The organism is Saccharothrix hoggarensis, from assembly GCF_042678885.1.
GTDB lineage: Bacteria > Actinomycetota > Actinomycetes > Mycobacteriales > Pseudonocardiaceae > Actinosynnema > Actinosynnema hoggarensis.
In genome coordinates this window covers 1-25,650 of sequence record NZ_JBHTLK010000087.1, presented here as the reverse complement: position 1 = coordinate 25,650, position 25,650 = coordinate 1, and the positions used below count along the sequence as shown (strand labels likewise).

The following is a 25,650-nucleotide window of genomic DNA, read 5'->3' as shown; positions in this document are numbered from 1 at the left end:
CGACGGGCGCCGCGCGGCGCGGGCTGCGGGAGTCCGTGCACGGACGGATGGCGCGGATCGGCGGCACGGCCGCGGTCACCTCGGCCGCAGGGGCGGGCACCGTCGTGCGGTTGACCTGGCGGGCCGACCGTGCGTGACGACGAGGTCCAGGCGCAGCTGCGCCGCGGCCTGCGGATCGCGACGCTGCTCCTCGCCGTGCTGACGGTGGACGTGCTCGGCCTGGTCAACCTGGTGCGGCACCTGGGTTCCCACGACGTGCCGGCGGCCCAGTTCGCCGCCTTCGCCGCGCTGACCGCCGTGCTCGCCGCCGAAGCGGTGCTGGTGGTGCGACGTCGGCCGTGGGGCGCGTGGCGCGGCCTCGCGCTGGCCGTGGTGCTCGGCGCGTCCGCGCTGTCGTACCTGACGTTGCCGGACGGCAAGACGTCGACCACGGTGGACTGGATGTTCGGGGCGACCGGCTGGGTGATCGTCGTCGTCCTCCTCGACCGTCCATTCAGGACTACTCTGACGTTCCTGGTGGCGCACGAGGTGTTGGCGCTGGCCAACGTGGTGCTGTTCCACGAGGCGAACCGGGGGACGCTGGCGCGGTTCGCCACCGGCTCGGTCACGGTGTTCGGCCTCCCGCTGTGCGTGGCCGTGGTGGCGGCCGTGCTGGGCCGGATCGGCGCCGAGGCCGCCCGGGCGACGCGGGAGCTGGAGGAGGTGCGGACCGCGGAGGCCGTGGCGCGGGCCGCGCACCGCCGTCGCGCGCAGCGGTTCGCCGAGCTGGCAGGCACGACCGTGCCGCTGCTGGAAGGGCTCGCCGACGGGTCGCTCCTGCCGTCCGACCCCGCGGTGCGGCGCGGGTGCGCGATCGAGGCGGCCCGGATGCGGCGGCTGTTCGCCGAGACGGACACCGTCGAGAACCCGCTGCTGCACGAGTTGCGGCACTGCGCGGACATCGCCGACCGCAAGGGCGTCGAGGTGGAACTGGACGCGCGCGGCCGCTGGCCCGTGCCGCCCGTCGCGGTGCGGCGCGACCTCACCGACGCCGCGCTCACCGCGCTCGCGACGGCCGACTCCTGGGCGCGGGTCACCGTGGTCGGTGACGCGGACCTGGTGTCGGTGAGCGTGGTCGCGGACTGCGCCGAGCCGGTCGTGCCGACGCCGGTCACCGCGGACGTGCGGGTCGAGACCTTCGCCGGCAACGGCACCGTGTGGATGGAGGCGCAGTGGCAGCCGAGCTGATCACGGCGGTGATCGTGGACGACCACGCGGCGATCGCGGCCGGTGTGCGGTACTGGTGCGACCAGGCCGACCCGCCGGTGCGGCTCGTCGACGCGGGCGACCGCCTCGCCGACGTGTGGACCGGGCCAGGCGCCGACGCCGACGTGGTGATCTTCGACCTGGAGCTGGTGCCCCGCAACCCGGACTTCGGCGAGCTGCGCCGCCTGGTCGACAGCGGCCGCCGCGTGGTCGTGTACTCGCAGCACGCCGACAACGCCACCGCGATCAAGTGCGTCGACCTCGGCGCGCTCGCCTACCTGACCAAGCGCGAAGGGCCGGAGCACCTGGTGCCCGCCATCAGGGCCGCCGCGCAGGGCCTGCCGTACACCGGTCCGTCGCTGTCCGGCGCGCTGGCGGCCGACGACACCCCCGACCGCCCCCGGCTGTCCCCGCGGGAGACGGAGGTGCTGCGGGCGTGGTTCGCCTCCTCGTCCAAGGAACTCGTCGCGGCGAAGCTCCACATCACGGTGAAGACCGTCGACACCCACATCGCCCGGGTCCGGGTGAAGTACGCCAACCTCGGGCGGGCCGCCCGGACCAAGAGCGAACTCGTCACCCGCGCGCTGGACGACGGCGTGATCACGCTCGCCGAGCTGAACGAGGCCGCGCTCTGAGGCGTCACCAAGCGCTGTAAGGCGTTCACCCGACACCGCGACGCCCGGAGCTCGCCTAGCCTGATCCTCGACGGGCGGCGCCGCGGGCATTTGCTGTTGAGGGGGCAGCACATGCCGTGCTTCCGCGCCGACGTCCGGCAGGGGATCCACGGGGGTGGTCGCGGGTGGCAGGCGCGCGTCGCCACTGCCCGAAGCGGGGGGTGTCCGATGAACGTCCGAGATCCACGCGGCCCGTACGGACCTCCGGTGGCGATGCCGCCGCGGCCCGGAGGTCCGTACGGGCCGCCACCGGAGGGCTACCCGCCGCCCGGCCCGGGTTGGCACGGCCACACCCCGCCGGGACCGGCGCTCCCGGTGCTCGGTGTGCTGTCCCTCGACCCGCTCGTGGTCGAGGTCGGTCACCCGGGCCACCTTCCCCAGCTGGTGCGGGTGGACCGCGCGTCCGGCAGGACCGGGCCGTTCAGCGGTACGGCGAGAAGCGCGGCGAGTACCTCGGGGCGTGCGACGGGTGGTCGCTCGACGTGCGGACCGGCGAGGAGGCGTGGCGCACCGGGATGGTGGAAGGCCGGGTGTTGAGCCTGGTGCCCACCGCGGACGGCAGCGTGGCGGCGCACCAGCCGGAGAACGCCAACGGCGCCAAGGCAATCCTGTTCTCCGTCGACCCCGGCACCGGCGAGCTCGCACCGCTGCTGCCGATCGGGCCGAAGGCCCACGACGACGACGGCCTCACCCAGCACGTGCGGGCGTTCGGCTTCGGCGGTGACAACCACCAGGCCGTGTGGCGTGACGGTCTGTTCATCGTCTTCACCACGACGCACCGCGCCGCGTCCCGGGGGAAGGTCGACATGGTGGCGTTCGCCGTGTCGCGGTGATCCGTTCCGACATCGAGGAGAGTCCAGTGGGGAAGTCGAGATCAGTGCTGCTCGCGTGCGCCGCCGCGGTCGCCGCGTTGCTCATGGGGGTGGTGCCTTCGACCGCGTCCGCGGACGCCGGCGCCGCGTCGAGCGGGGCCGCGGTCCGCACCGCCGGCCAGGTCGCCGCCGCGGTGGACACCGAGTACAACCAGGCGGTGGAGGGCACGCCGCCGTCGGGCCTGTCGTGCGCCGTGACGACCGGCGCCACGGCGTGCTTCGAGGCGGAGGGTGACAAGTGGTGGGTCCGCGACACCGCGGCGGACAGCGCGTCCGCCGAGGCGGGCTGGCAGAACATCTACCAGGGTTCGTTCTACCGGGCGGGCGTCTGCCGCAACAGCCTCGGCTACGGCACGTGGGGCGTGTGCAACAAGAACTACTACGAGAACAGCACGGTGAAGTGGGCCGCGTGCGTCTACGACGGGTCCGCGCAGACCCTCATCCGCTGCTCGGCCCGCGTCACCGCCGGCGCGTGACGTCCCGAGGGCGCCGGGCGAGCGCTCCCGGACCGCCCTGACGACGTTCCTCCCCTTCGCGCACTCGTAGGGGTGCGGACGGGAAGTGTTCGCGGGACGTGCGTTGTCGGGAGGCGTTGCCGTCGGGAGTATCCGTCCACAAGGGGCTGACGAGAGGACTTCCATGGGCGGCAACGAGTACCACGGCAAGGTGGCGTTGGTCACCGGCGCGGCGAACGGGCTGGGCGCGGGCATCGCACGTCGGCTCGCGGACGGTGGGGCGAGGGTCGTGGTGGCCGATGTGGACACGGCCCTCGCCCAGGCCGTCGCCGACGAGATCGGCGGCGTGTTCGTCGAGTGCGACGTGCGGGACCCGGACCACAACCGCGCGGCCGTGGAGGTGGCGACGGCGGAGTTCGGCGGACTCGACGTCGCCTGCCTGAACGCCGGCGTGGTGACCGGCGCAGCCGGGTTCGACGCCGCCCGCTACCGGGAGGTCGTCGCCACGAACCTCGACGGCGTGGTGCACGGGATCGAGGCGGTGCGCCCGGCGCTGCGGGCGCGTGGCGGCGGGGACGTCGTGGTGATGGCGAGCATGGCCGGGTTGGTGCCGATGCCGTTCGACCCGGTGTACGGCGCGACCAAGGCGGCGGTCGTCAACTACGTGCGCTCCTGCGCGCCGCTGGTCGCGTCCGAGGGCATCCGGATCACCGCGCTGTGCCCGGGCTTCACGGACACCGCCATCATCGACGGGTTCCGCGACGTCATCCGGGAACTCGACCTCGCGGTGCTCGACGTGTCCGACGTCGTCACCGCCTTCGAGTCCGTCCTCGCCTCGTCGAGCGCTGGCGAGTGCTGGTACGTCGTGCCTGGTCAGCCGTCCGCGCCGATGGCCTTCGCGACGCCGCCCGGCATGGCCGGCGCGAACTGAGGGCGCCCGGCCGCCGGTCCGGGGCGAACCGGACCGGCGGCGCCCGGGTGGACGGCGGTCAGGCGACGGGCTCGTCCACGGGCGTCGCGCGAGGCGTCAGGACGCCCGCGAACACGACGGCCGGCACGCACAGCACCACGGGCACGATGAACGCCAGGTTGAGCGGGATCCAGTGGGCCAGGCCGCCGATCAGCGCCGGGCCGGCCAGCAGACCGACGTAGCCGAGGCCGACGACGCGGGCCATCAACGCGCCGGAGGAGCGCTTGTCCAGGTTGCCCGCGGCGGTGAAGAGCTGCGGCACGCTGCCGGACAGGCCGAGGCCGAACAGCGCCCAGCCGACGAGCGTCACCGGCAGCCACGGGACCACCACGACGAGGCTGAGCCCGACGGCCGCGAGCGCCGCGCCGTACCGCACGATCGCCACGGGTCCGACCAGCGCGGCCACCCGGTCGGTGGCGAACCGGCCGACGGTCATCGCCACGGCGAACGCGCCGTACGCGAACGCCGCCGTGCTGGTGGAGGTGCCCAGGACGTCCTCGGCGTGCAGCGCGGCCCAGTCGTTGGCCACGCCCTCGGCCAGCATCATCGTGAACGCGATGGCACCCAGCAGCCAGACGAGCTTCGCCGGCGGCTTCGCGGTCGGGGCCGACGTCGTGGCCTGCTCCGGCTCGTGCGGCTCGGCGTCGATCAGGAACCGGCCGGTCAGCAGCGACACCACGATGGTGAACACACCGCACGCGCTCAACGTGACCGCGGCGGGCACGCTCGCACCGAGGGTTCCCGCGCCGACGAGCGCCGCGAACGCGCCGCCGATCGACCACATCGCGTGGAACGACGCCATGATCGGCCGCGGGTAGGCGCGTTCGACCACGACGGCGTGGGAGTTCATCGCCACGTCGATGGTGCCGTTGCCGAAGCCGAAGAACAGCAGCGCGAGGCCCAGCGCCCACCACGACGTCGCCAGGCCGGGGAAGAACAGCGCCGCGCCGAGCAGCACGCCCGCCGCGGGCAGCAGCTTGCGCTGGCCGACGCGGTCGGCGAGCGGACCGGCGACCTGCATGCCGAGGAACGCCGCCCCGCCCAGCACCAGCAGGAGCCCGCCCAGCGCGCTGTGCGTGATGCCGGTCGCGCGCTCGATGTCGGGGATGTGCACCACCCACAGACCCACGGCGAAGCCGTTGAGCGTGAAGTAGATCCAGGTCGCCACGCGTGCGGCGCGGGGCAGGGGAGTGGTCATGGGGTCGGGTTCTCCTGGGCGGTGTCGGCGACGTGCACCAGCACACCGCGCTCGACCAGCGCACGACGCTGGTCCTCGGGTGCGGTGGGATCGGTGACCAGCACGTCGGGTCGGTCGGCGGCGCAGATGTGCGCGAGCGCCGTGCGGCCCCACTTCGTGCCGTCGACCGGCACGATCGTGCGGGACGACACCGCGAGCGCCTGTTGCTTGATTTCGGCGTCGGCCAGGTCATAGGCGGTGAGGCCGGCGTCCACGCTCAGCGCGCACGGGCTGAGCACGGCCACGTCGAACCGCAGCACGCGCAGGGAAGCCAGCGCGAGCGGTCCCACCAGCGACAACTCTCCCGGTCGCGGCTCACCGCCCGGCAGCAGCAACCGCACCTTCGGCGCGTCGAGCAGTTCGCGCGCCGCGTGCAGGGACAACGGCATCACGGTGACGGCCCGGTCGCGCAGCAGCCGGGCGACCTCCAGTGCCGTCGTGCCGCTGTCCAGCAGCACCGTCTCGCCGTCCTGGACCAGCGCCGCGGTCGCCGCCGCGAGCGTCCGCTTGACGTCGGCCGCGGTGATCGCGCGAACGCCGAACGGCGGCTCGACCCCGGTCGGCGACGCGGACACCGCCCCACCGTGCACCCGGCGCAGCACACCGCTCGCCGCGAGGAGGTCCAGGTCCCGGCGGATCGTCATCTCGGACGCGCCGGTCGCCGACGCCAGCTCCGCGACGCCGACCTGCGTGCCGGCGCGGAGCCGGTCGACGATCACGCGGTGTCGTTCGGCGCTCTTCACCACCCGATCGTGACGAATCGTGTGCGTTCGAACAAGCGATTTGTTGGATCGGTCATAGCGGTGTGCGTCTGGTGGAGGCGACGCCTCACGACCGGAACGTGCGGCGGTAGGCGTCCGGCGGCACGCCGAGCGTGCGGTGGAAGTGGCGGCGCAGCGTGGTCGCCGTGCCCATGCCCGCGGCCGACGCGATGGTGTCGACGCTGTCGTCCGTGGTCTCCAGCAGCTCCTGGGCGCGGCGCACGCGCTGCGCCTGCAGCCACTGCAACGGGGTCGTGCCGGTCACCGAGCGGAAGTGGCGGGCCAGGTGGCGCGAGCTCATGTTCGCCCGGCGGGCCAGGTCCTCCACGGTGAGCGGCTGGTCCAGCCGCCGCATCACCCACGGGAGCAGGTCGCCCAGCGGGTGGTCGTCCTGCGCGGGCACCGGCGTGGTGACGAACTGGGCCTGGCCCCCGGCCCGGTGGGGCGGCACGACCAGCCGGCGGGCGACCACGTTGGCGACCGCCGAGCCGTGGTCGCGGCGGACCAGGTGGAGGCACAGGTCCATCGCCGCGGCCTTGCCCGCGGACGTGAGCACGCTGCCGTTGTCGACGTAGAGCACGTCCGGGTCGACCGTCACGTCCGGGTAGCGCGCCGCCAGCTCGTCGGTGTGGGCCCAGTGCGTGGTCGCGCGGAGCCCGTCCAGCAGGCCGGCGGCGGCCAGCACGAACGCGCCCGTGCACAGGGAGACCACGCGCGCGCCCGACTCGTGGGCCGTGCGCACCGCCTCGACCAGGTCGGCGGGCGGGTCCTGGTCGACGTCCACGAGGGCGGGGACGATCACGGTGGCGGCGTCGGCGAGCCCGTCGAGCCCGCGGTCCGGCTCCACCAGGAACCGGCCGGCCCGCACGGCGCGCGAGCCGCACACCTCGACGTCGTACCAGGGGCCGGGCAGCGCGGCCGGGGCCGAGCCGAAGACCTCGTAGGCCAGCGCCAGCTCGAAGTGCAGCATCCCGTCCGTGGCGGCGACCGCGACGGAACGCGGAACAGGGCTCATGTCGGAAACTGTACGGGTCGTGTCGTTCCGGACACTGGGCGCCGACGCGTCCCCGGGACAGGATTTCCCCGGTCGATCAACGTCGGGCACGCGGGAGAAGTCATGGGATCGGATCGCACAGTGGCCGTGTTCGGCGCCTACGGGCACACCGGGCGGTTCGTCGTCGCGGAGCTGCGCGAGCGCGGGCACGTCCCGCTGCTCCTCGGCCGCGACCACGACAAGCTGGTGGCGCACGCCCCGCCGGGGCTGGAGGTGCGACAGGCGTCGGTCGACGACCCCACCGCGCTCGACCGCGCCCTGGCCGGCGCTGATGCCGTGATCAACTGCGCCGGGCCGTTCGCGACCACCGCGGCCCCGCTGGTCGAGGCGGCGTTGCGGGCCGGCATCCCGTACGTCGACGTGGCCGCCGAGATCGAGGCGAACATCGACACGTTCGCGCACTTCGCGGACCGGGCCCGCGCGGCCGGCACCCTCGTCGTCCCGGCGATGGCGTTCTACGGCGGCCTCGGCGACCTGCTGGTCACCGCCGCGATGGGCGACTGGACGGCGGCGGACGAAGCGCACGTCGCGTACGGCCTCAGCAGTTGGCACCCCACGGCCGGGACGCTCGTCGCGGGCGCGGTCTCGGGGCGACGCCGGGGCGGCCGCCGCGTCCGCCACACCGGCGGACGGCTGGAGTACCACGACGACGCGCTGCCGACCGTGGACTGGGCCTTCCCGGCACCGCTGGGCGCCCAGAGCGTCATCGCCGGGTTCACCATGGCCGACGTCGTCACCGTGCCGAGCCACCTGGCCGTCCCGGAGGTGCGCACCTACATGGCGGCCAAGGCGGCCGCCGACCTCGCGGCCCCCGACGCCTCGCCGCCGACCGCCGTCGACGACCGCGGCCGCTCCGCGCAGACCTTCGTCGTGGACGTCGTCGTCCGCTCCGGCGACGAGGAACGCCGTGCGTCCGCCTCCGGCCAGGACATCTACGCCGTCAGCGCGCCGCTGGCGGTCGAAGCCGTCGACCGCGTCCTCACCGGCCGCACCAGGACGACCGGCGTCGCCTCCGCGGGCGCGGCCTTCGACGCCCCGGACTTCCTCCGCGCCCTGTCCGCGCACCTCGCCGTGGACCTCCCGGCCGGCACGCGGGCCGCGGTTCGCGCGAAGTAGCCGACAGCCACCACCCGATCGAGGTGCCCGGGAACCCGTTCGGATGTTGTCCGGCTCCTCCGGACGGACCCATCCTGTGTGCCGTCATCGCTGTGTGCCGTCCGCGACACCGACCACGTACGGAGATTTCGTGCCAGTCAACGACCTGCTCAAGGCAAAGATCGACCACGGGTTCGCCCACCTGGACGTCGACGGGGACGGGCTGCTCACCGAGCAGGACCACGTCCTGATGGGTCGGAGGGTCGCCGAATCCCTCGGGCACGCCCCCGGCTCGCCGCAGGAGCGGCGGATCGTCGACGCCTACCTGCGGATCTGGCACGAGCTGCACCTGCCGCACATCCCGGGCGGCGGCACGGCCATCTCGCACGAGCAGTTCGTCGCCTCCACCGGTTCCCTCGCCGACGACCCGCACGCCGCGCGCGCCAGCGTCGGCGCGCTGGCCGAGGCGTTCCTGGCCATCGCCGACACCGACGTCGACGGCCGCGTGAACCCGGCCGAGTTCCTGGCGTTCCAGCGCGGGCACTTCCCCGGCCTGACCGAAGCCGAGGCCGCCGAGGCGTTCGGGCACCTCGACGCCGACGGCGACGGCTACCTCACCGCCGAGGAGTTCACGCGGTCGTGCGTGGAGTTCTGGTCCAGCACCGACCCGGACGCCCCGGGCAACTGGTGGATGGGCCGCCCCGTGGCGTGACCCGCCCTTGGACGGACCGGCCCCAACCACCTCGGAAGCCGATCCGTCAGCGCAGATGCAGCACTTTCACGGCGACTGGGCCACGGCGGGCGTCAGGTAGATCGCGGCCGTGCGTGCGTTCGCGTCGGAACGATCGCGGTCGTCGCGGCCTTCGACCGCCGCCCAGGCGCAGACCGTGGCGAAGCGGTTCGCCGGAACGGCCACTTCGACGTCGACCAGCACGCGACCGTCCTCGGCAGGCCCCGACCGCTGCCACCCGATCAACTCGCCCTCCGCGGGCGCGGGCGGCTCCGTGATGCGTGCCCGCTCGCACCGGTCGACAGCCTGGTCCGCGACTCCGGTGTGGAGGCCGATCACCTGGATCAGGATCTCCTCGCGCCGGTTCAGGTCGTCCGACTTCGCGGTGAAGGTCATCGTGAACAGTTCGGGAGTTCGCTGGCCGCTGGTCGACGTGAGCTGCGGCTGTTGTCCGGAGAACGAACCCAGCCAGGTCGGAATTGCCAACGTCAGCAGCAGGAGAGCGGCCCCTGCCACAGCGAGCAGGACGGCTCCTCTCCGGTGGCTTCGCGGTCCGGGCTTCCACCACATCTTCACCCAGTGCCACGTGAAGATCCACAGCGTGGTCACGCCCGCGACGCACGTCCACGTCAGCTCGTCCCGGACGACCTGTTCGGGGGACGCCCCGCGCAGCGTCGCCGTCACCAGGGAGGTAACCAGCGCCAGTGACGACACCGCGAGGATGGTCACCAGCGGTGAGGACGATGTGGTCGAACCGGCCGTGCTCATAGCGGCTCCCGGGATTGCTGACGGATCGCGGTGCTTCAACGGGGTGACAAGGTTCCGCAGGATCTCGTGCTTGTCGGTGTCCCCGTCGTGCTTGGCCAGTGCCGTGACCTGCGGCTTGTCCAGCACCTCGCGGAAGTCCTTGTAGACCTCCGGGATTCGGTGCTGCGCGGCTCGCATGAGGTCTTCCCGCAGGCTCAGCGCCTCGGCGAGCCAGTCCATCCACTCTTGTTCGAGTTGCTGTGGTCGCGTCGGATCGGGGGTTTTGAGGATCGCCTGCACCCCGGAGATCCACTCGTTCAGCGAGGCCATCCGGTTCAGCACGTCGGCGGACTCGTTCGTGGCGAGCATGGAGGCGGCCCAGACGGCGATGCCTTGGCGGTTCCGCCACTTCGACCGGTCCAGCTGGTGTTCGGCGAAGGCGCGCCACCCCGCGTCGTGGAAGAGGGTGTTGAGGTCCTTCTTGTAGTCCTTGTGTTTCAGCCCGCCGATGTCGACGGCAGGGCGGCCCGGAAGGGAATGCCTCCGGAGGGTGTTGCGCAGCTTCCTCGCGTCCGCGTCGGACGGGCGGGACTCGTTGGTCGGCATGGCACCCGACGCCACCCACAGGAACTTGTCGATCACCAAGGTCGTCTCGCTCGCCAGCGCCTTGAACGCCACGAGCGACAGGTCGTTCCAGCGGCGCTGGGCCAGTTCCGCCCGGACGGCGTCGAGCCCGAAGTACACGGCGATGGTGAGCATCGCGCCGGTGGCGATCCCCGCCTGCAGCGGGTGCTCGACGTAGAACTCGCGGACGGTGCCGCTCGCGAGCTCGACGAGCACCACGACCAGGACGAGCCCGCCGAAGGTCAGGAGACGCACCCAGTCCTGGTGCAGCAGCGTGCCGGACCGTGCCATGTCGCTCGAAGAGCGTCGGCTGCTCTTCGCCTCCGTATTGGTCAGGTCGCGCAAGGTGCCTCACCCGTTAGCCGAAGTCGATTCACACTTACGGGTGAATGGGCGTCGGTCCTGGTCAGGGGTGAAGGTCTGCCGCCGTAGAGCGGCAACTCCGGCGGTGTGGGCGAATTGCCGGAATGCCGCCGGCCGGCGGGGACACGAAACGATTACTGCGGCAACGAAACACCACCTCTCTCGGATAGTTCTCGCAAGGGGAACGGACGAGGGAGGGGACTTGGCGCAGTCTGCGTTCCGCGGTCTGTACGCGTTGCTGTCGGCGGTCAAGGACCTGAGCGAGCGGCCCCGGTGGTCGCGGTCGACGCGCGGCGGGCTGCGCGGTGACCGGCCGCTGCCGCTGTTGTGCCTGATCAACGGTCAGGTGGACGGGTTCCTCGCCGACCTCGCCAAGCTCATGGACGGCACGGGACCGGATCGCATCCCGGTGGTCCGCGTCGACGTGGACGAGGCCAGGGCTGCCTCCGACGACCGTTGGGCGGGCCACGAGAGCGAGAGCCCGCTGCTGAAGCGCAACGGGCCGTTGCTGCCGCTGCTCGACGAACTCCGGCACCGGCTGTCCGCCGACCGGTTCGGCACGGTGCGGCCGAGCCGGTTCCGCCGCTACCGGCTCGTGGACTGGCTCACCGGCAAGCGGCTCAACGAGGGCGACAACCGCAACGAGCTGACCGACATCACGCACCTCCTGCGGCTGTGGCACGCGCGCTGGGAACGTCCCGAAGCGGCCCGCCAGGCGGCGATCGAGGTGTCGGCGTCGTTGGCCGCGCCGGTGCGGTTCCTGGTGGCCCTGCTGTTCGCGTGGCACCGGCCGTTGCGGTTCTGGCTGTGGACGCGGGGCGCCCGATTAACCGGCGGCGAACCGAGGTGGCTGATGCGCCAGCCGTTCATGCTGCCGGGGCACTCGACCAGCTTCACCGGGTTCGCCGAACTCCTCACCGTCGGCAGGCAGCACGACGACAACCTGCCGCAGCTCAAGCAACTGCTCGTGCACGCCTTCCTGCAAGACCTGCGCGAGCTGTACGGGCCGGGCACGTGGCGGCTGCGCCGCTGGCGCCGGACCGCGTACACGGTGGTGCTCCTGGACAACGTCCGCGAGGACAACGGCGGCTGGGAGCTGCTGGGCCTGATCAACGACGTGCGCAACCAGTCCACCGAGCACGACCCGGTGCTCGTCGTGGCGACGTCGCCGTCCCTCCCGGCACGGCTCGACCGGCGGACGCCGCAACCGGCCACCGAGGTCACCGACGAGATCCGCGACTGGTACCGGGAGCTGCCCGCGCGCCGGCAGACCCTCCGCCGGGACGCGCGGTTCATCACCGTCGCCCTGCCGTCGGCCGGCGAGGAGCCGGGGGAACGGGACCGCCGCGCCTGGGACACCTTCCGCGACCTGCTGCGCCCGCGTCCCGTCCCGCTGCCCGCGCGCCGGTCGTTCATCGCCGTCGCCGTGGCGTTGGCGCTGGTCGCGGCGGGGTTGACCGGTGGTCGGTGGCTCGTCGCCCGGATCACCCAGGACTGCCTGCCGTCCGCCCGCGCCGGCGTGGCGACCGAGTGGGTCGAGACGGACAACGGCGGCGAGTGCGTCGGGTACAGCGACAGCGCGGCGCAGGTGTTCGGCAAGGACGAGCGGCTGCGGACGGCGCAGCTCGCCGTGTTCGAGCTGAACCGGGAGGCCGAGCGGCTGGCGAAGGCGTCCCGCCACCGGCCCGTGGTGACCGTCGTCTACTTCGCCGAGTTCACCAGCCCGACCGTCCCGGACGACTCGGCCGGCGCGATCACCGAGGAGCTGACCGGCCTGCTGATCCGGCAGTCGCACGACAACACCGAGGGCGACCTGCCGCTGTTGCGGGTCGTGGTGGCCAACGGCGGCCACGAGATGCGGCAGGCGCGCACCGTCGTGGACCGGTTGCTGGCTCCGCTGTTCGCCGCCGACAGCACCGCGATGGGCGTCGTCGGGATGGGGCGGACGGTGCCCGCGACCGAGAGCGCGATCGGCGCGCTGGGAGACCTGGGCATCCCGGTCGTGGCGACCACGTTGACCGGGCAGGGGCTCGCCCACCGGTCCCCGATGTACTTCCAGCTGGTGCCGGGCAACGAGAAGCAGGTCGCGCTGCTGCTCGGGTTCTCCGCGAAGCAGGGCAAGGAGGTGACGGTGTACCAGCCCGCGGAGGTCGCCGGCGACAGCTACATGAGGACGTTGCGGGAGAGCCTGAAGAAGGCACTCGGCGCGGACGAGTCGTGGCTGGTGACGTGGCGCGGCCCGGTGCGCGGCATCGAACCCCGGTGCGACACCCCGGAAGTCGCCCGGATCGCGTACTTCGCGGGCCGCGAGTACGACTTCGACGGGTTCCTGGACACGTTGTTCGAGGAGTGCGGAGACCGGACGCCGGTGGTGGTCGGCAACGACACCACGTCCAGGTTCATCGCCGACGGCGGCAAGCGGACGGAGAAGCACCGCGGGCGGCCCATGGCGTACGTGTCGCTGGCCCACGCGGTCGTCCACCGGAACCGGACGTGCCTGTCGCCCGACCGCGCGCCCGCCGACGAGCCGTCCCGGCTGTGCGCCGGCCTCCTGGACCTGCGTTCCGGCAAGGCGGGGCGCCCGGCGTGGGGCGAGTTCGGCCGCATGCTGCAGGAGGACGCCACCGTGCTGCCGTGGGTCGGCGAGCGCGTCGGTGTCGCCTACGACGGCGCGGGCCTGTTCGTCCACGCGGTCAAGGAGAACCGGTTCAAGCGGCAGCGGATCGACGCCGCCGGCGTGCCGCTCGCGGGCGCCGCCGTCGGGCCGCCCCACCGTGCCGCCATCGGGCAGGAGCTGCGGGAGCTGTCCTGCCCGGCGGACGACGCGGTGGGCAGCAGCTGCTACAAGGGCGCTTCCGGCGAGATCGGCTTCGGCGCCGACCGGACCGGCGAGTCGCGTCCCGTGGCGTTGTTGGCCGTGGCGGACATCGCCGACCTGGCGATCGTGCCGACCTGCGTCTACGCCCTCCCGCCCGAGGCGAGTTGCCCGCCGACGCCGTGAGGGTTCGGACCGGCCGAACAGCCGGCGGCCGGGTGCGGGTTCGCCAGGGGGAGGTCTCAGCGCGCGGTCTTGATGAGCGGGGCGTCCCGCGACAACTCCCGGAAGCCGACGCTGTAGTACAGGCCGCGTGCCCCGTGATGTCCCGGCGCGCCCAGGCAGGCGACCGTCACGTGCCTGGCACCGGCTGCCTCCGCCAGACGCATGCCGTGCCAGAGCATCGCCCTCGCGAGCCCCAGGCGCCGGTAGCGCGGGTGCGTGCCGACCGGTTCGAACTCGGCGGTCCTGTTCGCCTCGTCGAGCCACATGATCGTCGAGGACGCCATCGTCCCGTCCGGCGCCTCCACCAGGACGTGCAGGTCACCGCGATACCCCGGCGCCCGCCGGACGCCCTGGTAGGCCTCGGCCGTGTACGTCGAGGGCGCCCACGCGTCGACGTGGGCCCGCACCGCTGCCTCCGGGCCGGCCTCGTCGGCGGTGCGGAACCGGAACCCGTCCGGCAGCACCGGTCGTGCCAGGTCGGTGAGGTCCCGCTCGTTCAGCTGCGTCCACGTCCCGGTGTCGCCGAGCGAGGCCGGGTCCGTCCCGTAACCGTGTGCCGCCCACCGCCGCAGGGCGAACTCGTCGGCGGCGCCCGGCCGCACGCCGCGGTCGACGCCCGCCGCCACGGCGTCGTACCAGTCGATCACCTCGTCCAGGAGCCCGGCGTGGTGGGGGTGGACCTGGTGCGCCAGGTAGGCGGACGTGACGTCCTTCACAGTCCCGTCGCTCAACCGCACCCGGTGCGGGAGGTGCGCCCAACCCCACGCCACCAACTCCCCGCCCGAGAACCACAGGCGACGCGGCCAGGTCGCGCCGTTGGCGGCGTGCCCCTTGCCCCAGATCCACGCCGCCTCGCCGAACGACGCGTCGCTGTTCACCAGGTCCGGCCGGCTCGCGGTGACGCGCTGCGCCAACCCTTGGATCAGGGGCACGTCCGCGGCGGTCATCAGTTCGGCGTTCGCCATGGTGCGCCACTGTGTCAGGGACCGGCGAAGCCGTCGAACCGTTTTGCGGAACGGTGCGGAACCCCGTGTTCCGCGCGTTGTGCAATCGCTGCCTCGGGATCGCACCCGATGCCGGAATGGACAACGCGGTCGGACGCTGAAATCGCGGCGGAGTCGGCGCGGTGATTGGTGCGGGGGCGCCAGGGCGGGGTGCGGTCGTGGTCCGAGGGCGTGACTGCCTGTGCTCGCCGCGGATCGGGTTGTGTGGATTCCGGGACGACGGGGTAGCCGTGACTTGCCGTGCGCGCGAGCACGGCGGGGATCCACATGTGGTCTGGCCGGCTCGACGCGGTGTCGTTGAGCAACCAGCGCCCGTGCGGCCCGGTCGCGCGGTGCGGGCTCGTACTGGTAGTCCGAGCCCGCACCGCGCCCCTTGTGCCCGGTGGACGTCACCAGGTGCGGGGGCAGAGGTGCGTCGAACGCGCGGGGCAGTCATGATTGATCCGTGAGCGATGCCGACCTGCCCGCACCGGAGCTGACCACGGCTGCCGACGGCAACACGACGATCGTCCGCGTCACCGGGGAGATCGACCTGTCCAACAGCGACGAGCTGCGCGATCGTTGCCTGGAGTTCCTCGACGCCGGGGTGGACGCCCTGGTGATCGACCTGTCCGAGGTGACGTTCTTCGCCTCCTCCGGGATCGCCGCCCTCGGCCAGATCCGCGTGCACAACGCCACGCGCCAACGACCGGTGCACGTCGTGGCCAGCCGCACCGTGCGCCGTTCGCTCGAGGTCACCGCGATGGACAGCCTGCTGCCGCTGCACGAGTCGCTGGAGAACGCGCTCGTCGCCGCCAAGGCGGACGTGACCTGAGCCCGCTCAGGTGTTGCCGAGCGCGGCGGCCGACGTCCGCGCGCCGAGAGCCCGGTGGTCGTCCTCCGGGACCGGCAGGGCGGCGAACTGGTGGCGCACGACCTGGAACGGCTCGGCGGCCGGGTGGCCGCTCAGCCAGCCGAACCACGCGTCCTTGAGGGCGAGGTGCTCCGGGCGCAGGTAGGCGCGGTCGGACTGGGTGCGGTGCATCTCGATCGCGCGCTGCCGCACGCTCGCCGAGTGCTCCGTGACCGGGTAGAACGCGGTCGGGGTGAAGGTGTGGCCGCTGCTCGGCGTGCGGTACCAGGACAAGCCGACGGCCGACCGCCGCAGCGCCGCGCCGACGATCGCCGCCGTGGCCCGGTGGTCCTGGTGGGTGTCGTCGGGGTGCGGCGCGAACACGATGTCGGCCGCGGCGACGTGCTCCTCCAGCCAGCGCACCCGCGCCCGCGTGACGGCGAGGCCGCCGTCACGGCCGGTCGGGTCGGCGACCAGTTCGGCGCCGAGGACGGCCGCCGCCGACTTCGCCTCGGTCAGCCGGGTCTCGTCCCCGCCGGTCATCAGGGCGATGGTCACCCGATGGCCGCAGGCCGCGTACGCGGCGAGCAGGCTGCCGGCGCCGTACTCGGCGTCGTCGGGGTGCGGTGACACCGCGACGACGTCCAGCGATCGGAACGGGTGCTGCTCGTTCACCGTGAAAGTCCTTTCCAGAGAGGAGCCTTCCGGCGACCGTGGAATCACGCCCGTCCGCGGTGTCCGGGCAGACGCGGGATCACGGCGCGCCGAATTCCCATCTTGGAGGGTGCCGGGAGGCGTGGCTAGCGCTGATTCGTGCCTGGACGAGTGAAAAGTCTCGTTATTCCGCCCGCATCTGAATCGATAAACACACAAGCGTGTCATCTGTGCCGGCTAACGCTCCGAGTGCGTATTGCGATTCACGAATTCGATTCGAAAGCGATCTTCGACCCCGTCGCGGCGCACGAGTCGTCCCCTCCCTCAGGCGAACAGCGGGGTGAGGGCGGCGACCAGCTCGGTGACCAGCGGCACGGCCTGGGCGTACCCGGTGGAGCGGTGGTGCTCGGTCAGCACGACCACGACGTAGCGCCGGTCGACCACGCCGGTGGTGTCGAGCACCCGTCGACCGTCGTAGCAGCACGCCCAGCCCTGCTTCACCCCCGACCGGTGCGCGCCGACGGCGTCGGGGATGCCGAAGGTCTGGTCGAACCCGTCCTCGCCGGACGGCGTAGCGGCCTCCAGCGCGGGCACGATCACCCTGGCGTGCCGTGACTTCATGACGTGCCGGTACACGGCGACGACGTCACGGGCGGTCATCCGGACGTCGCCCCACTGCTTCGGGTTCTCCGCCGGCACCAGGCCCGTGAGGCCGATCCGGTCCGCCCAGTGCCCCGGGATGGACGTGCGCCACAGGCGGTTGGCGATCTCGTCGCTGCTGGCGGCGATCATCCGGGTCACGTCCCCTGGGCTCGCCGCGCCGTTCTCCAGCACGTCGAGCGCGATCAGCAGCTTCACCACGGACGCGCTCGGGAACGGTTCGTCGGGGCCTTCGGCGAACCGGTGACGGCCGCCACCGCCACCGCCCCCGCGCACAACGCCGCCAACCAGTTCTTCGTCCTGTCCACACAGCTTCAAGGTCATCAGCGCGCCCGAAAATCGGCATGAATTCGAGGCAACCTCACGAGGGTTCGCGTCGTACGCGTGAAGGGCGGGGGACGGCTGACGGCCGCGCCGACCACCCCCGAAGTGGTCCCGAACGCGTGGCCGCGAGGCCCCGAAGCGTCCGGGGCGGGCGACCGTTGACACGGTGCGGAGCGCGCATTTGAGTGTGCCGCACGTCAGGTTGCGGGCGTCTCGGGACCATGCCGCCTCGGGCGCCGCACATCCCCGTTCGGAGGAAGGCGCCACGTGCCCCACCAGGTCTCCGCACGCGAGGCAGTCGGTCGCGCCGCCCGGCAGGCGCCCAACGCGTGGCGCGTCCTCGCGCTGTTGGCCGTGGCGAACCTGCTCAACTTCTACGACCGCACCGTCCCGGCCATCGTCGTGGAGCCGATCAAGGCCGAGTTCGGGCTGACCGACCTCCAGATCGGGCTGCTCAGCGCGTCGTTCACCGTCGTCTACGCGCTGGCGGGCATCGCGTTGGGGCGCTTGGCGGACCGCGTCGCGCGCCGCAAGGTCATGGCGTGGGGCCTGATCACGTGGAGCCTGTTCACCGCCGCAGGGGGCGGGGCGTGGAGCTTCGCGAGCCTGCTGCTGTTCCGGATCGGCGTCGGCGTCGGCGAGGCGTCCTACGCGCCGGCGGCGAACTCGCTGATCGCCGACCTGTTCCCGGCCCACAAGCGGTCCCGCGCCGTGGCGGTGTTCCAGTTCGGGCTGCCGCTGGGCCTGGTGCTGTCCTTCTTCACCACCGGCGCGATCGTCGAGGCGTTCGGCAGCTGGCGCGCGCCGTTCGTCGTGGCTGCCATCCCCGGCCTGCTGGTCGGCGTGGCCCTGTTCTTCATCCGCGAGCCCGAGCGCGGCGCGGCGGAGGAGCGGGCCACCGCGTCGACCGAGGTCACGCGGCCCATCCGCGCCCTCCTGCGCATCCCGACCCTGTGGTGGCTCGTGGTCAGCGGCATCGGGTTGCAGGTCGGCGCCTACGCCGCCGCGACGTTCCTCGTGCCGCTGTTCCAGCGCTACTTCGGCATGTCGCTCACCGCCGCCGCCGTGAACACCGGCGTCGCGATGGGGGTCAGCGGTGTCCTCGGCCTGCTCCTCGGCGGCGCGTCCGCCGACCGCGCCAGCCGGAAGTCCCGCCGCGGCAGGCTCCTGGTGGCCGTTGTCGCGCTCGCTGTCGCGGCCCCGCTGACGTTCTGGGCGTTGAGCCTGCCCAACACGGAACCGGTGCTGTTCCTCGTCGTGTTCTCCCTCGGCTGGCTGCTGCAGTTCTCGTTCCACACCTCGGCCCTGCCCACGGTGTCGGACGTCGTCGAACCGCGGCTGCGCTCCACGGCGATCGCGCTGTTCTTCGCCGCCTTCTACCTGCTCGGCGGCGCGTTCGGCCCCATCGTGGCCGGCGCGCTGTCCGACCACTACGCCGCCACCGCCACCGAGATCCCGCCGGGCCTGACCGCCGAGGCCGTCGGCCTGCACGACTCGCTGCTGGTCCTCGTGCCGGCGTCGTTGCTGGTCGCCGCGCTCGGCATGCTCGGCGCGGCCAGGACGGTGGACCGAGACCACCGCGACGCGACCCCCGCCCACGACGCACCCGGGACCTCGGGGGAGGACCCGGGCGCCGACACCTCCACCGGATGGTCCGACATGGCAACCTTCCCGTTCCGCAACGACGGCGCCGCCGCCGTCGTCACCGGCGCCGCTTCGGGCATCGGCGCGGCCACCGCCCTCGAACTGGCCCGGCGCGGCGCGAACCTCGCGCTGGTCGACATCGCCGAGGACGGCCTGATCGAGGTCGCGGCGCAGGCGAGGGACCTGGGCGTCCGGGTCAGCACGCACGCCGTGGACATCACCGACGTCGCCGCGGTGGCCGCGCTGGCGGACGCGGTGGCCGCCGAGCACGGTGGGGCGCACGTGCTGGTCAACAGCGCCGGCGTGTCCCTCCTCGGCTACTTCGAGCAGCTGACCCTGGAGGAGTTCCGCTGGCTGCTGGACGTCAACCTCTGGGGCACCATCGCGGTGACCAAGACGTTCCTGCCGCTGCTGATGGCGCAGCCCGCGGCGCACATCAGCAACCTGTCCAGCGCGTACGGCCTCATCGCGCCGGCCGGCCGCGCCCCTTACGCCACCTCGAAGTTCGCCGTGCGGGGCTTCACCGAGTCCCTGCTGCACGAGCTGGAGGACACCGGCGTCAGCGTCAGCGTGGTCTTCCCCGGAGGCGTCAAGACGCAGATCGCGCTGAAGGCCCGTGTCGCCGCCGCCGTCCCGCCGGAGCGCGCCGCTGCCGCCGCCCGCGCGCAGACCGAGAAGTACCGGACCACGCCCGAGGAGGCCGCGCGCGTCATCGTCGACGGCATCGCCGCGCGCAAACCCCGCGTGCTGGTCGGCAACGACGCCCGCATGCTCGACCGACTCGCCCGCGTGGCGCCCGTCCGCTACTGGAAGGCGATCCGCGGCGCGATGGCCGCGTCCACGGACACGACCGACCGCCGGGACGCCGTTGCCGAGGAGAAGGTGTCGCACTGAAACCCCGTGCCCAACGGGTGGCACGTCAGGAAATTCCGACCTGACGTGGTCGGAGGGCCGGCACGGAACGCGTTCGTCGTGGTGAGGCGCTTCTTGTGGGCACGTACGGCTGCCGACGCCGCAACGACGAACCGGACACCGGTATCTAAACTGAGAGAGGTACGCGCGCCGGCGACACGTGAGCGGGCGGGCGGAAAACCCTGTTGGCGGGCCACGGCGGCCACTGCTACTTTTCCGGCGGCCGTGCGAGAGACCGAGGAGGTGGTACCCGTGTGCGTATCGACATGGGTGCTCCCCTCAGGGGTCACGGTCGGGCGGTAGGTCGTCCGGGAGCGCCGTTCACGAGCACTCCCGAAAGGCACGACCGTGCGATTCACCTCCGAACAGCGGCTCGACGACGACGTCCTCGAGCGCCACTTCACCCTGGGCGAGATCCCCGGCATCCTGTGGACGCCCGGATCGGCGTCGGCCTCCACGCCGGTGCCGCTGATCCTGGTCGGCCACCCCGGCGGACTGCGCGACATGTACTCCCGACTGGTGGTCCGGGCCTGCCACTCCGCGGCGGAGGGCTTCGCCGCGGCCACCATCGAGCTGCCCGGCGGCGGTGACCGGCCCCGTGTCGCCGACGTCGAGGAGGCCCGCGCCGACCTGCTCCGGGCGTTGGCGGCGGGCGAGCCGGTCGGCGACGACACCGTCGACCGGCTCGTCCTCCCGCTGGTCGACCAGGCCGTCCCGGAGTGGCGGTCCGCGCTGGACGCGATCCTGGCGCTGCCCGAGATCGGCGGCCCGGTCGGCTACGCGGGAGGGATCATGGGCATCGGCATCCGGCTGGCGGTGGTCGAGCCGCGCATCTCGGCCGCCCTGCTGTTCGCCGGCAGCGTCGTGCCACGGGCCCTGGTCGAGGAGGCCCGGCAGGTCACCGTTCCGCTGCAGGTCCTGCTGCAGTGGGACGACGAGGGGAACGACCGGCAGTCGGCGCTGGACCTGTTCGACGCCTTCGGCTCCGCGGAGAAGACGTTGCACGCCAACATGGGCGGGCACACCGGCGTCCCGGAGTTCGAGGGGGACGACGTGAACCGGTTCTTCGCCCGACACTTGAAGTGACCTGAGGCGGTCAGGCCGGGGGTCCCGACCGTTCGGGACCCCCGGCCGCCGCCGTGTGGAAGAATCTTGAACCATGACGAGGCTGCAGGGGGTCCACGTCGAGGGCGCACCGCGTTCGGTCCGGGCCTGACGGTGGGCGGGCAGCCACCGCGGTGGATCGACGCCACCCGCCTCCCCGAGGACGTCTTGGCACTGATCGCCGCGCTCGGCCCCGGCGAGGACCTGATCGTCAAGCGGGACGGCAGGCCGATCGCCACGATCTCCGGCACACCGGGCACGTTCGACTACGGGATCGTCGATCCCGGCAGCCGGAGCGGCCACGCCGCGGAACGCCCGTCGTCGGCCTACGAGGACGTGACGGTCGTGGCCACCGCGATGAAGCTGTCGGCGTCGGCTCGGGCGTCGCTGTCCGCCCGGCTCGGTCCCGACTACATCGTGCTGGACCTGAACTCCGCCCCCGAGACCTCCGACGTGGTGCTGGTGCCGCCGGTCAGCCCGCAGCTGATCGGCATCCTCCGGTCGAAGTTCCCGAAGGCCCGCGTCGTCATCGCGGAGATCGAGGACGCGGAACTCGGGGTCAGCTACCGCGGCCCGCTCCGCCGGCTCCTCGACGCCGGCGCGGACATCTACCTGCCGTCCAGCACGATCCCCCGCCTGGCCGAGCAGTTGGACCGCACGGTGACCCACCTGCGCCAGGCCACCGGGGGCGGTTCGACGCCGTTGGTCATCGAGGCATTCCAGGGCGACAGCGCCGCAGAAGACGTGTGACGTCAACCGAATCCGGCGTCACGAGGCGGTTCGCCCGTTCCCTTCGGCCCGCGCGATCGCATCGACCAGCCGTGCCCGTTCCCGGGCGATCCAGCCGCCCTCCGAGTAGTTCCGGAGGAACGCCTCGGCGAACTCGACGGGGTCCGCGCCGACGACCTCGCGGACCGGCTGGTGGTGCGCGGCGGCCCGTTCGAACAGGTCGGCCAGGTCCTCGAACATCGACGCGGCGCTGTCGCCGTCCGCCCCGAAGCGCATGAGGTAGCGCTCCACGGCTTCGACGGCGGTGCGGTGGCCGGCGGGGAGCCGCTCAACACGCGCCTTGTACGCCTTCCAACGCCGCTTGTCGCCGATCACCTTCGAAGCCAGGTCTGCGATGGTCATGATCAGTTACCCCTTTCGCGGAGCTCGTCCGGTCGTTCTGCGAGGAAGTTCTTCGTCCTCCGGAACTCACGGGGACCACGATGGCCGCCGGTCCTGACACCGACCGGTCACCGCGCTGACACGGCTGCCGACAGGGGTGTCGTCGGGGGTAGCCGACCCGACGGCGATCTTGAGGGGTTGTCCCGGCGCAACGGCCGTCAAGGCGCGGTTGTGAGGGATAACAGGAACCGGCCGCGATGCGGGCACACCTGTGAGAACAGTTGAGCAGGCAACACAAATCACCCGGCTGAGAGCATGTTAACGGTAACATTGCAGCGCTGCAAGACCTTGTGCGCGTCGAAGCACGGGCGCTAGGGTCGCCACAACGCTTCCCGCGCCCGGCCGGCGTGCGGCGCGGGGTTGCCATGATTCCTGCTCGCAAGGAGGCGAAGCATGGGTCTACGCGAAACAGCTTTCCGGGGTGTGACGGCCGTTCCGGGCCCTCGACTCCTCCGACGATCCCGGTGTGACCGCCGGCGCGCGTAGTCGCGGCGGCGGTCGTCGGCAGAACGCCTGACGACCGCCCGCGGAACCACCCCGAGGTTCGCCCTCCGGTCCTGTCGCGACTGACGACACCCGGTCGGGCCCTTGTCGTGCGCCGTTCGGCACCGGCACATCGGCGTCGAACATCCCGCGCACCCCAGCGGTGCGGTGTGTCGTGTCCGACCGCGCCGCCGTCCAATCAGGACAGTTCGGTGTTCGTGCTGCCCTGCGCACACCACCACAACGGATCGAGGGTTCCTTGCCTACTCTGAAGATACGCGCCTCGGCGCTGCTGGCCGCGCTGGTCGTGACCGTCGCCGCGGCGCCGAGCGCGTCGGCCTACCCCGGGCCGGGCTACGTGACCGGCGACATCGGCGTGCACGACCCGAGCGTGGTCAAGCGCCCCACCGGCGGCTACCTGGTGGCGCACACCGGTAACGGCATCTCGCTGAAGACCTCCGCCGACCGGACCACGTTCCGCAACGCGGGCGCGGCGTTCCCCAACGGCACGTCGTGGGCCAACACCTACACCAACAACAGCCGCCACCTGTGGGCGCCTGACATCACCTACCGCAACGGCCAGTACTACATGTACTACTCGGCCTCGACGTTCGGCTCGAACCGGTCGGCGATCTTCCTCGCCACCAGCCCGAGCGGCAACTCCGGCACGTGGACCCACCGCGGCCTGGTCGTCGAGTCCCGCACCAGCGACAACTTCAACGCCATCGACCCGGACCTGATCGTCGACGACCAGGGCCGCTGGTGGCTGAGCTTCGGCTCGTTCTGGTCCGGCATCAAGATGATCGCGCTCAACCCGTCCACCGGCCTGCGCGCGGACACCAGCCTCCGCAGCATCGCCGGCCGCAACGGCGGCGCGATCGAGGCGCCGAACATCTTCAAGCGCGGCAGCTACTACTACCTGTTCGTCTCGTTCGACTACTGCTGCCGCGGCGCGTCGAGCACCTACCGGGTCATGGTCGGCCGCTCCACCAGTGCCACCGGCCCGTACCACGACCGCAACGGGGTCGTGATGACCTCGGGTGGTGGCACGGAGATCCTGGCCGGTCAGGGCAGCGTCCACGGCCCCGGCCACCAGGACGTGTTCGCCGACACCGACAGCGACATCCTCGTCTACCACTACTACGCGGACAACGGGGCCTCCCTGCTGGGCGTCAACTGGCTCGGATGGGACGCCGCGGGTTGGCCGTACGTCCGCTGACCCACCGCACAGCACCCCGGCCGCTGCCACGAGTCATTCGTGGCAGCGGTCGTGCCGGCGGGTGCCGGTGTGGAGGAGCTTGGCCTGGATCTCGATGGTGTCCGGGTGGTCCAGCGGTTCGAGGACGGCGAGCGCCCGGGTCCACGCGCCGGCCCCGGGGCGGTCGCCGGTCGCCTCCAGGGCGTCGCCGAGCCGGTCGAGGCTCGTCGCCTCCCGGTACGGGTCGCCGAGTTCGCGGAACAGGGTCAACGCGCGGCGGTAGCAGTCGGCGGCTCCGACGCCTCGCCGTCCGGTCTGATCATCTGGGATTGCCACGCGGGCGCCAACCAGCGCTGGTCCGTCGCGGGGCGCACCGCCTGACGGAGCTTCACCCAGGTGCGGGAGATCGTCGCCAGGGCGGAGTTCGACGCGGCGGGGGTCGGCTTGTACGTCCGGGCGACGACCGCGGGCACGAGCGGTTTCACGGCCGCGCGGCTCGCCACCGCCGTCATCATTGCCGAGTGCACCGCGTAGCTGCCCGAGCCGCGCCTGCACGCCGTGAGGTACCGTCACGCAGAGTGGTCGCCGAGGCGGGGTTGACCTTGACACGGTGACAAGGTGTCGACTGGGTGCAGGAGGTGGTCCCGATCCCCACGACACACGGAACCCCGCAGAACACCCGCCTGGCCGACGCGCTGAGCGCCGAGGACTCGTCGGTCCGGCTCCGGGCGGCCCTGGCGGTCGGCGCGAACCCCGACCCCGACCTGCTGGAGACCCTGGTCCGGCGGTGTGCGGTCGAGCCGGACTTCTTCGTGCGGGACATGCTGTCGTGGGCGCTGGCCCGCCTCCCGCCGGACATCACCCTGCCCCGGATTCGCCGCGAACTCGACTCCGAGCGCGCCCAGGCCCGCGGCCAGGCGCTGCACACGCTCTCCAAGATCGGCGACAGGAGCGCGTGGCCGTGGATCACGCGCGACATGCTGCGCGACGCCGACGACGAGGTGGCCCGGACGGCGTGGCGCGTCGCGTGCGCGCTCGTCCCGGAGGACGGGAAGGAGGACCTGGCCGACGAGCTGGTCACGCAGTTCGGCCGCGGTGGACGCGACGTGCGGTTGAGCCTGAGCCGGGCACTGGTCGACCTCGGCGACGTGATCAGGCCCGTGCTGGAGGACGCGGCGGCGGACCCGGACCCGGCGGTGGCCGCGCACGCCCGTGCCACGGAACTGCTCCTGGACGACCCGGAGACCGGTTTCGACGCGGCCGTCGCGGAGGCTCAGCGGATCGTCGCCCTCGGCGCGGAACGGGCCGCCGCGAACCCGGAGGAGGCGGAGGTTGCGGCGTGCTGATCGGTGACGTGGCCCGCCACTCGGGCGTGAGCACCCGGATGCTCCGGCACTACGACGCCCTCGGGCTGGTGCGGCCGACCGGGCGCACGGTCGGCGGCTACCGCGAGTACTCCGCCGAGGACGTCCGCCGGATCTTCCACGTGGAGGGCCTGCGGTCCCTCGGGCTCTCGCTGAAGCAGGTCGGACGTGCGCTGGAAGACCCGGCCTTCACGCCGTCCGGCCTGGTCGGCGACCTCATCAAGTGGACGGAAGACCGCCTGGAGCGGGACCGGGAACTGCTCGACCGGCTCCGCGCGATCGACGCGTCGGCGCCCACGGGCTGGCAGGACGTCCTGCACGTCGTCGACCTCATGCAGGGGCTCACCTCGCCCAGCGCCGCCCGCCGGCAGCAGGCCGTCCTGGCCCGGCCGGACGGCGCGCCGGTTCCCGCCGACGTGCTGGCCGGGGCGGCC

The 25,650-nt window shown here is 72.4% G+C and carries 25 protein-coding genes; 16 read left to right on the top strand and 9 right to left on the bottom strand.

The annotated features are described in order from the left end of the window. The first annotated feature begins 129 nt into the window (after positions 1-129). The 5 genes from ACFQ3T_RS17990 to ACFQ3T_RS17970 all read left to right on the top strand — a co-directional run bounded on the left by ACFQ3T_RS17990 (position 130) and on the right by ACFQ3T_RS17970 (position 4,177). Positions 130-1,227, top strand: coding sequence for a hypothetical protein (locus ACFQ3T_RS17990; protein WP_380724440.1), 1,098 nt, complete (start codon positions 130-132; stop codon positions 1,225-1,227). Next, positions 1,212-1,880, top strand: coding sequence for a response regulator (locus ACFQ3T_RS17985; protein WP_380724439.1), 669 nt, complete (start codon positions 1,212-1,214; stop codon positions 1,878-1,880). Before ACFQ3T_RS17990 ends, ACFQ3T_RS17985 begins: the two co-directional genes overlap by 16 nt. Before the next feature lie 521 nt (positions 1,881-2,401). Continuing rightward, on the top strand, positions 2,402-2,752 hold the full coding sequence (locus ACFQ3T_RS17980) for a hypothetical protein (protein WP_380724438.1): 351 nt from the start codon (positions 2,402-2,404) through the stop codon (positions 2,750-2,752). 26 nt (positions 2,753-2,778) lie between these two features. Next, positions 2,779-3,267, top strand: a complete 489-nt coding sequence (locus ACFQ3T_RS17975) for a hypothetical protein (RefSeq protein WP_380724437.1) — start codon at positions 2,779-2,781, stop codon at positions 3,265-3,267. Positions 3,268-3,430: 163 nt separating this feature from the next. Further along, positions 3,431-4,177, top strand: coding sequence for an SDR family oxidoreductase (locus tag ACFQ3T_RS17970; RefSeq protein WP_380724436.1), 747 nt, complete (start codon positions 3,431-3,433; stop codon positions 4,175-4,177). Positions 4,178-4,235: 58 nt separating this feature from the next. On the opposite strand, the gene ACFQ3T_RS17965 is transcribed toward ACFQ3T_RS17970, so the two are convergent. From ACFQ3T_RS17965 to ACFQ3T_RS17955, 3 genes are all read right to left on the bottom strand, one after another. Further along, positions 4,236-5,414: an MFS transporter gene (locus tag ACFQ3T_RS17965; RefSeq protein WP_380724435.1), complete on the bottom strand. Its 1,179-nt coding sequence runs from the start codon at positions 5,412-5,414 to the stop codon at positions 4,236-4,238. Beyond that, entirely contained in the window at positions 5,411-6,196 is a 786-nt protein-coding gene (locus tag ACFQ3T_RS17960) for a DeoR/GlpR family DNA-binding transcription regulator (protein WP_380724434.1), read from the bottom strand. The genes ACFQ3T_RS17965 and ACFQ3T_RS17960 overlap by 4 nt, the downstream gene beginning before the upstream one ends. Positions 6,197-6,281: 85 nt before the next feature. Next, positions 6,282-7,229, bottom strand: a complete 948-nt coding sequence (locus ACFQ3T_RS17955) for a helix-turn-helix domain-containing protein (protein ID WP_380724433.1) — start codon at positions 7,227-7,229, stop codon at positions 6,282-6,284. 102 nt (positions 7,230-7,331) lie between these two features. Between ACFQ3T_RS17955 and ACFQ3T_RS17950 the strand changes: the two genes are divergently transcribed. Both ACFQ3T_RS17950 and ACFQ3T_RS17945 read left to right on the top strand, forming a co-directional pair. Further along, positions 7,332-8,384: a saccharopine dehydrogenase family protein gene (locus tag ACFQ3T_RS17950; RefSeq protein ID WP_380724432.1), complete on the top strand. Its 1,053-nt coding sequence runs from the start codon at positions 7,332-7,334 to the stop codon at positions 8,382-8,384. Positions 8,385-8,514: 130 nt separating this feature from the next. After that, positions 8,515-9,075 carry an EF-hand domain-containing protein gene (locus tag ACFQ3T_RS17945; RefSeq protein WP_380724431.1) on the top strand — a complete coding sequence of 187 codons (561 nt, stop codon included), beginning with the start codon at positions 8,515-8,517 and terminating at the stop codon, positions 9,073-9,075. 66 nt (positions 9,076-9,141) lie between these two features. On the opposite strand, the gene ACFQ3T_RS17940 is transcribed toward ACFQ3T_RS17945, so the two are convergent. Then, positions 9,142-10,755, bottom strand: a complete 1,614-nt coding sequence (locus ACFQ3T_RS17940) for a hypothetical protein (protein ID WP_380724430.1) — start codon at positions 10,753-10,755, stop codon at positions 9,142-9,144. A 274-nt stretch (positions 10,756-11,029) separates the two neighbouring features. Here ACFQ3T_RS17940 and ACFQ3T_RS17935 point away from each other — a divergent pair, with 274 nt between their 5' ends. Further along, the gene (locus ACFQ3T_RS17935) at positions 11,030-13,828 is read left to right on the top strand and encodes a hypothetical protein (RefSeq protein WP_380724429.1); all 2,799 of its coding nucleotides are present in this window, start codon (positions 11,030-11,032) and stop codon (positions 13,826-13,828) included. Positions 13,829-13,884: 56 nt separating this feature from the next. Here ACFQ3T_RS17935 and ACFQ3T_RS17930 read toward each other — a convergent pair whose 3' ends face one another. Further along, positions 13,885-14,832 (bottom strand): GNAT family N-acetyltransferase, encoded by a 948-nt coding sequence (locus ACFQ3T_RS17930; RefSeq protein ID WP_380724428.1) that lies wholly within the window; start codon positions 14,830-14,832, stop codon positions 13,885-13,887. Positions 14,833-15,316: 484 nt separating this feature from the next. Between ACFQ3T_RS17930 and ACFQ3T_RS17925 the strand changes: the two genes are divergently transcribed. Then, on the top strand, positions 15,317-15,685 hold the full coding sequence (locus tag ACFQ3T_RS17925; protein WP_380724427.1) for an STAS domain-containing protein: 369 nt from the start codon (positions 15,317-15,319) through the stop codon (positions 15,683-15,685). A gap of 6 nt (positions 15,686-15,691) precedes the next feature. Here ACFQ3T_RS17925 and ACFQ3T_RS17920 read toward each other — a convergent pair whose 3' ends face one another. Further along, the gene (locus ACFQ3T_RS17920; RefSeq protein WP_380724426.1) at positions 15,692-16,378 is read right to left on the bottom strand and encodes a PIG-L deacetylase family protein; all 687 of its coding nucleotides are present in this window, start codon (positions 16,376-16,378) and stop codon (positions 15,692-15,694) included. Positions 16,379-16,681: 303 nt separating this feature from the next. Further along, positions 16,682-17,215: a hypothetical protein gene (locus tag ACFQ3T_RS17915; RefSeq protein ID WP_380724425.1), complete on the bottom strand. Its 534-nt coding sequence runs from the start codon at positions 17,213-17,215 to the stop codon at positions 16,682-16,684. 393 nt (positions 17,216-17,608) lie between these two features. On the opposite strand from ACFQ3T_RS17915, the gene ACFQ3T_RS17910 reads away from it, so the two are divergent. The 3 genes from ACFQ3T_RS17910 (at position 17,609) to ACFQ3T_RS17900 (ending at position 21,751) form a co-directional block, all read left to right on the top strand. Continuing rightward, positions 17,609-19,879, top strand: a complete 2,271-nt coding sequence (locus ACFQ3T_RS17910) for an MFS transporter (RefSeq protein WP_380724424.1) — start codon at positions 17,609-17,611, stop codon at positions 19,877-19,879. A gap of 366 nt (positions 19,880-20,245) precedes the next feature. Continuing rightward, positions 20,246-20,983 (top strand): alpha/beta hydrolase, encoded by a 738-nt coding sequence (locus ACFQ3T_RS17905; RefSeq protein ID WP_380724423.1) that lies wholly within the window; start codon positions 20,246-20,248, stop codon positions 20,981-20,983. Positions 20,984-21,169: 186 nt separating this feature from the next. Further along, positions 21,170-21,751, top strand: coding sequence for a hypothetical protein (locus tag ACFQ3T_RS17900; protein WP_380724422.1), 582 nt, complete (start codon positions 21,170-21,172; stop codon positions 21,749-21,751). 18 nt (positions 21,752-21,769) lie between these two features. Here ACFQ3T_RS17900 and ACFQ3T_RS17895 read toward each other — a convergent pair whose 3' ends face one another. Further along, positions 21,770-22,132, bottom strand: a complete 363-nt coding sequence (locus tag ACFQ3T_RS17895) for a DUF1048 domain-containing protein (protein WP_380724421.1) — start codon at positions 22,130-22,132, stop codon at positions 21,770-21,772. 781 nt (positions 22,133-22,913) lie between these two features. Between ACFQ3T_RS17895 and ACFQ3T_RS17890 the strand changes: the two genes are divergently transcribed. Next, complete coding sequence (locus tag ACFQ3T_RS17890; RefSeq protein WP_380724420.1) at positions 22,914-23,873, top strand: arabinan endo-1,5-alpha-L-arabinosidase; 960 nt, start codon at positions 22,914-22,916, stop codon at positions 23,871-23,873. Positions 23,874-23,906: 33 nt separating this feature from the next. Here the strand turns inward: ACFQ3T_RS17890 and ACFQ3T_RS17885 are convergent, their stop codons facing one another. Continuing rightward, entirely contained in the window at positions 23,907-24,122 is a 216-nt protein-coding gene (locus ACFQ3T_RS17885; RefSeq protein ID WP_380724419.1) for a hypothetical protein, read from the bottom strand. 126 nt (positions 24,123-24,248) lie between these two features. Between ACFQ3T_RS17885 and ACFQ3T_RS17880 the strand changes: the two genes are divergently transcribed. The 3 genes from ACFQ3T_RS17880 to ACFQ3T_RS17870 form a co-directional block, all read left to right on the top strand. Beyond that, positions 24,249-24,386, top strand: coding sequence for a hypothetical protein (locus ACFQ3T_RS17880; protein ID WP_380724418.1), 138 nt, complete (start codon positions 24,249-24,251; stop codon positions 24,384-24,386). 104 nt (positions 24,387-24,490) lie between these two features. Beyond that, positions 24,491-25,198 carry a HEAT repeat domain-containing protein gene (locus ACFQ3T_RS17875; protein ID WP_380724441.1) on the top strand — a complete coding sequence of 236 codons (708 nt, stop codon included), beginning with the start codon at positions 24,491-24,493 and terminating at the stop codon, positions 25,196-25,198. Continuing rightward, positions 25,192-25,650: MerR family transcriptional regulator (locus tag ACFQ3T_RS17870; protein ID WP_380724417.1), on the top strand; the 459-nt coding region annotated here is incomplete at its 3' end. The genes ACFQ3T_RS17875 and ACFQ3T_RS17870, both read left to right, overlap by 7 nt.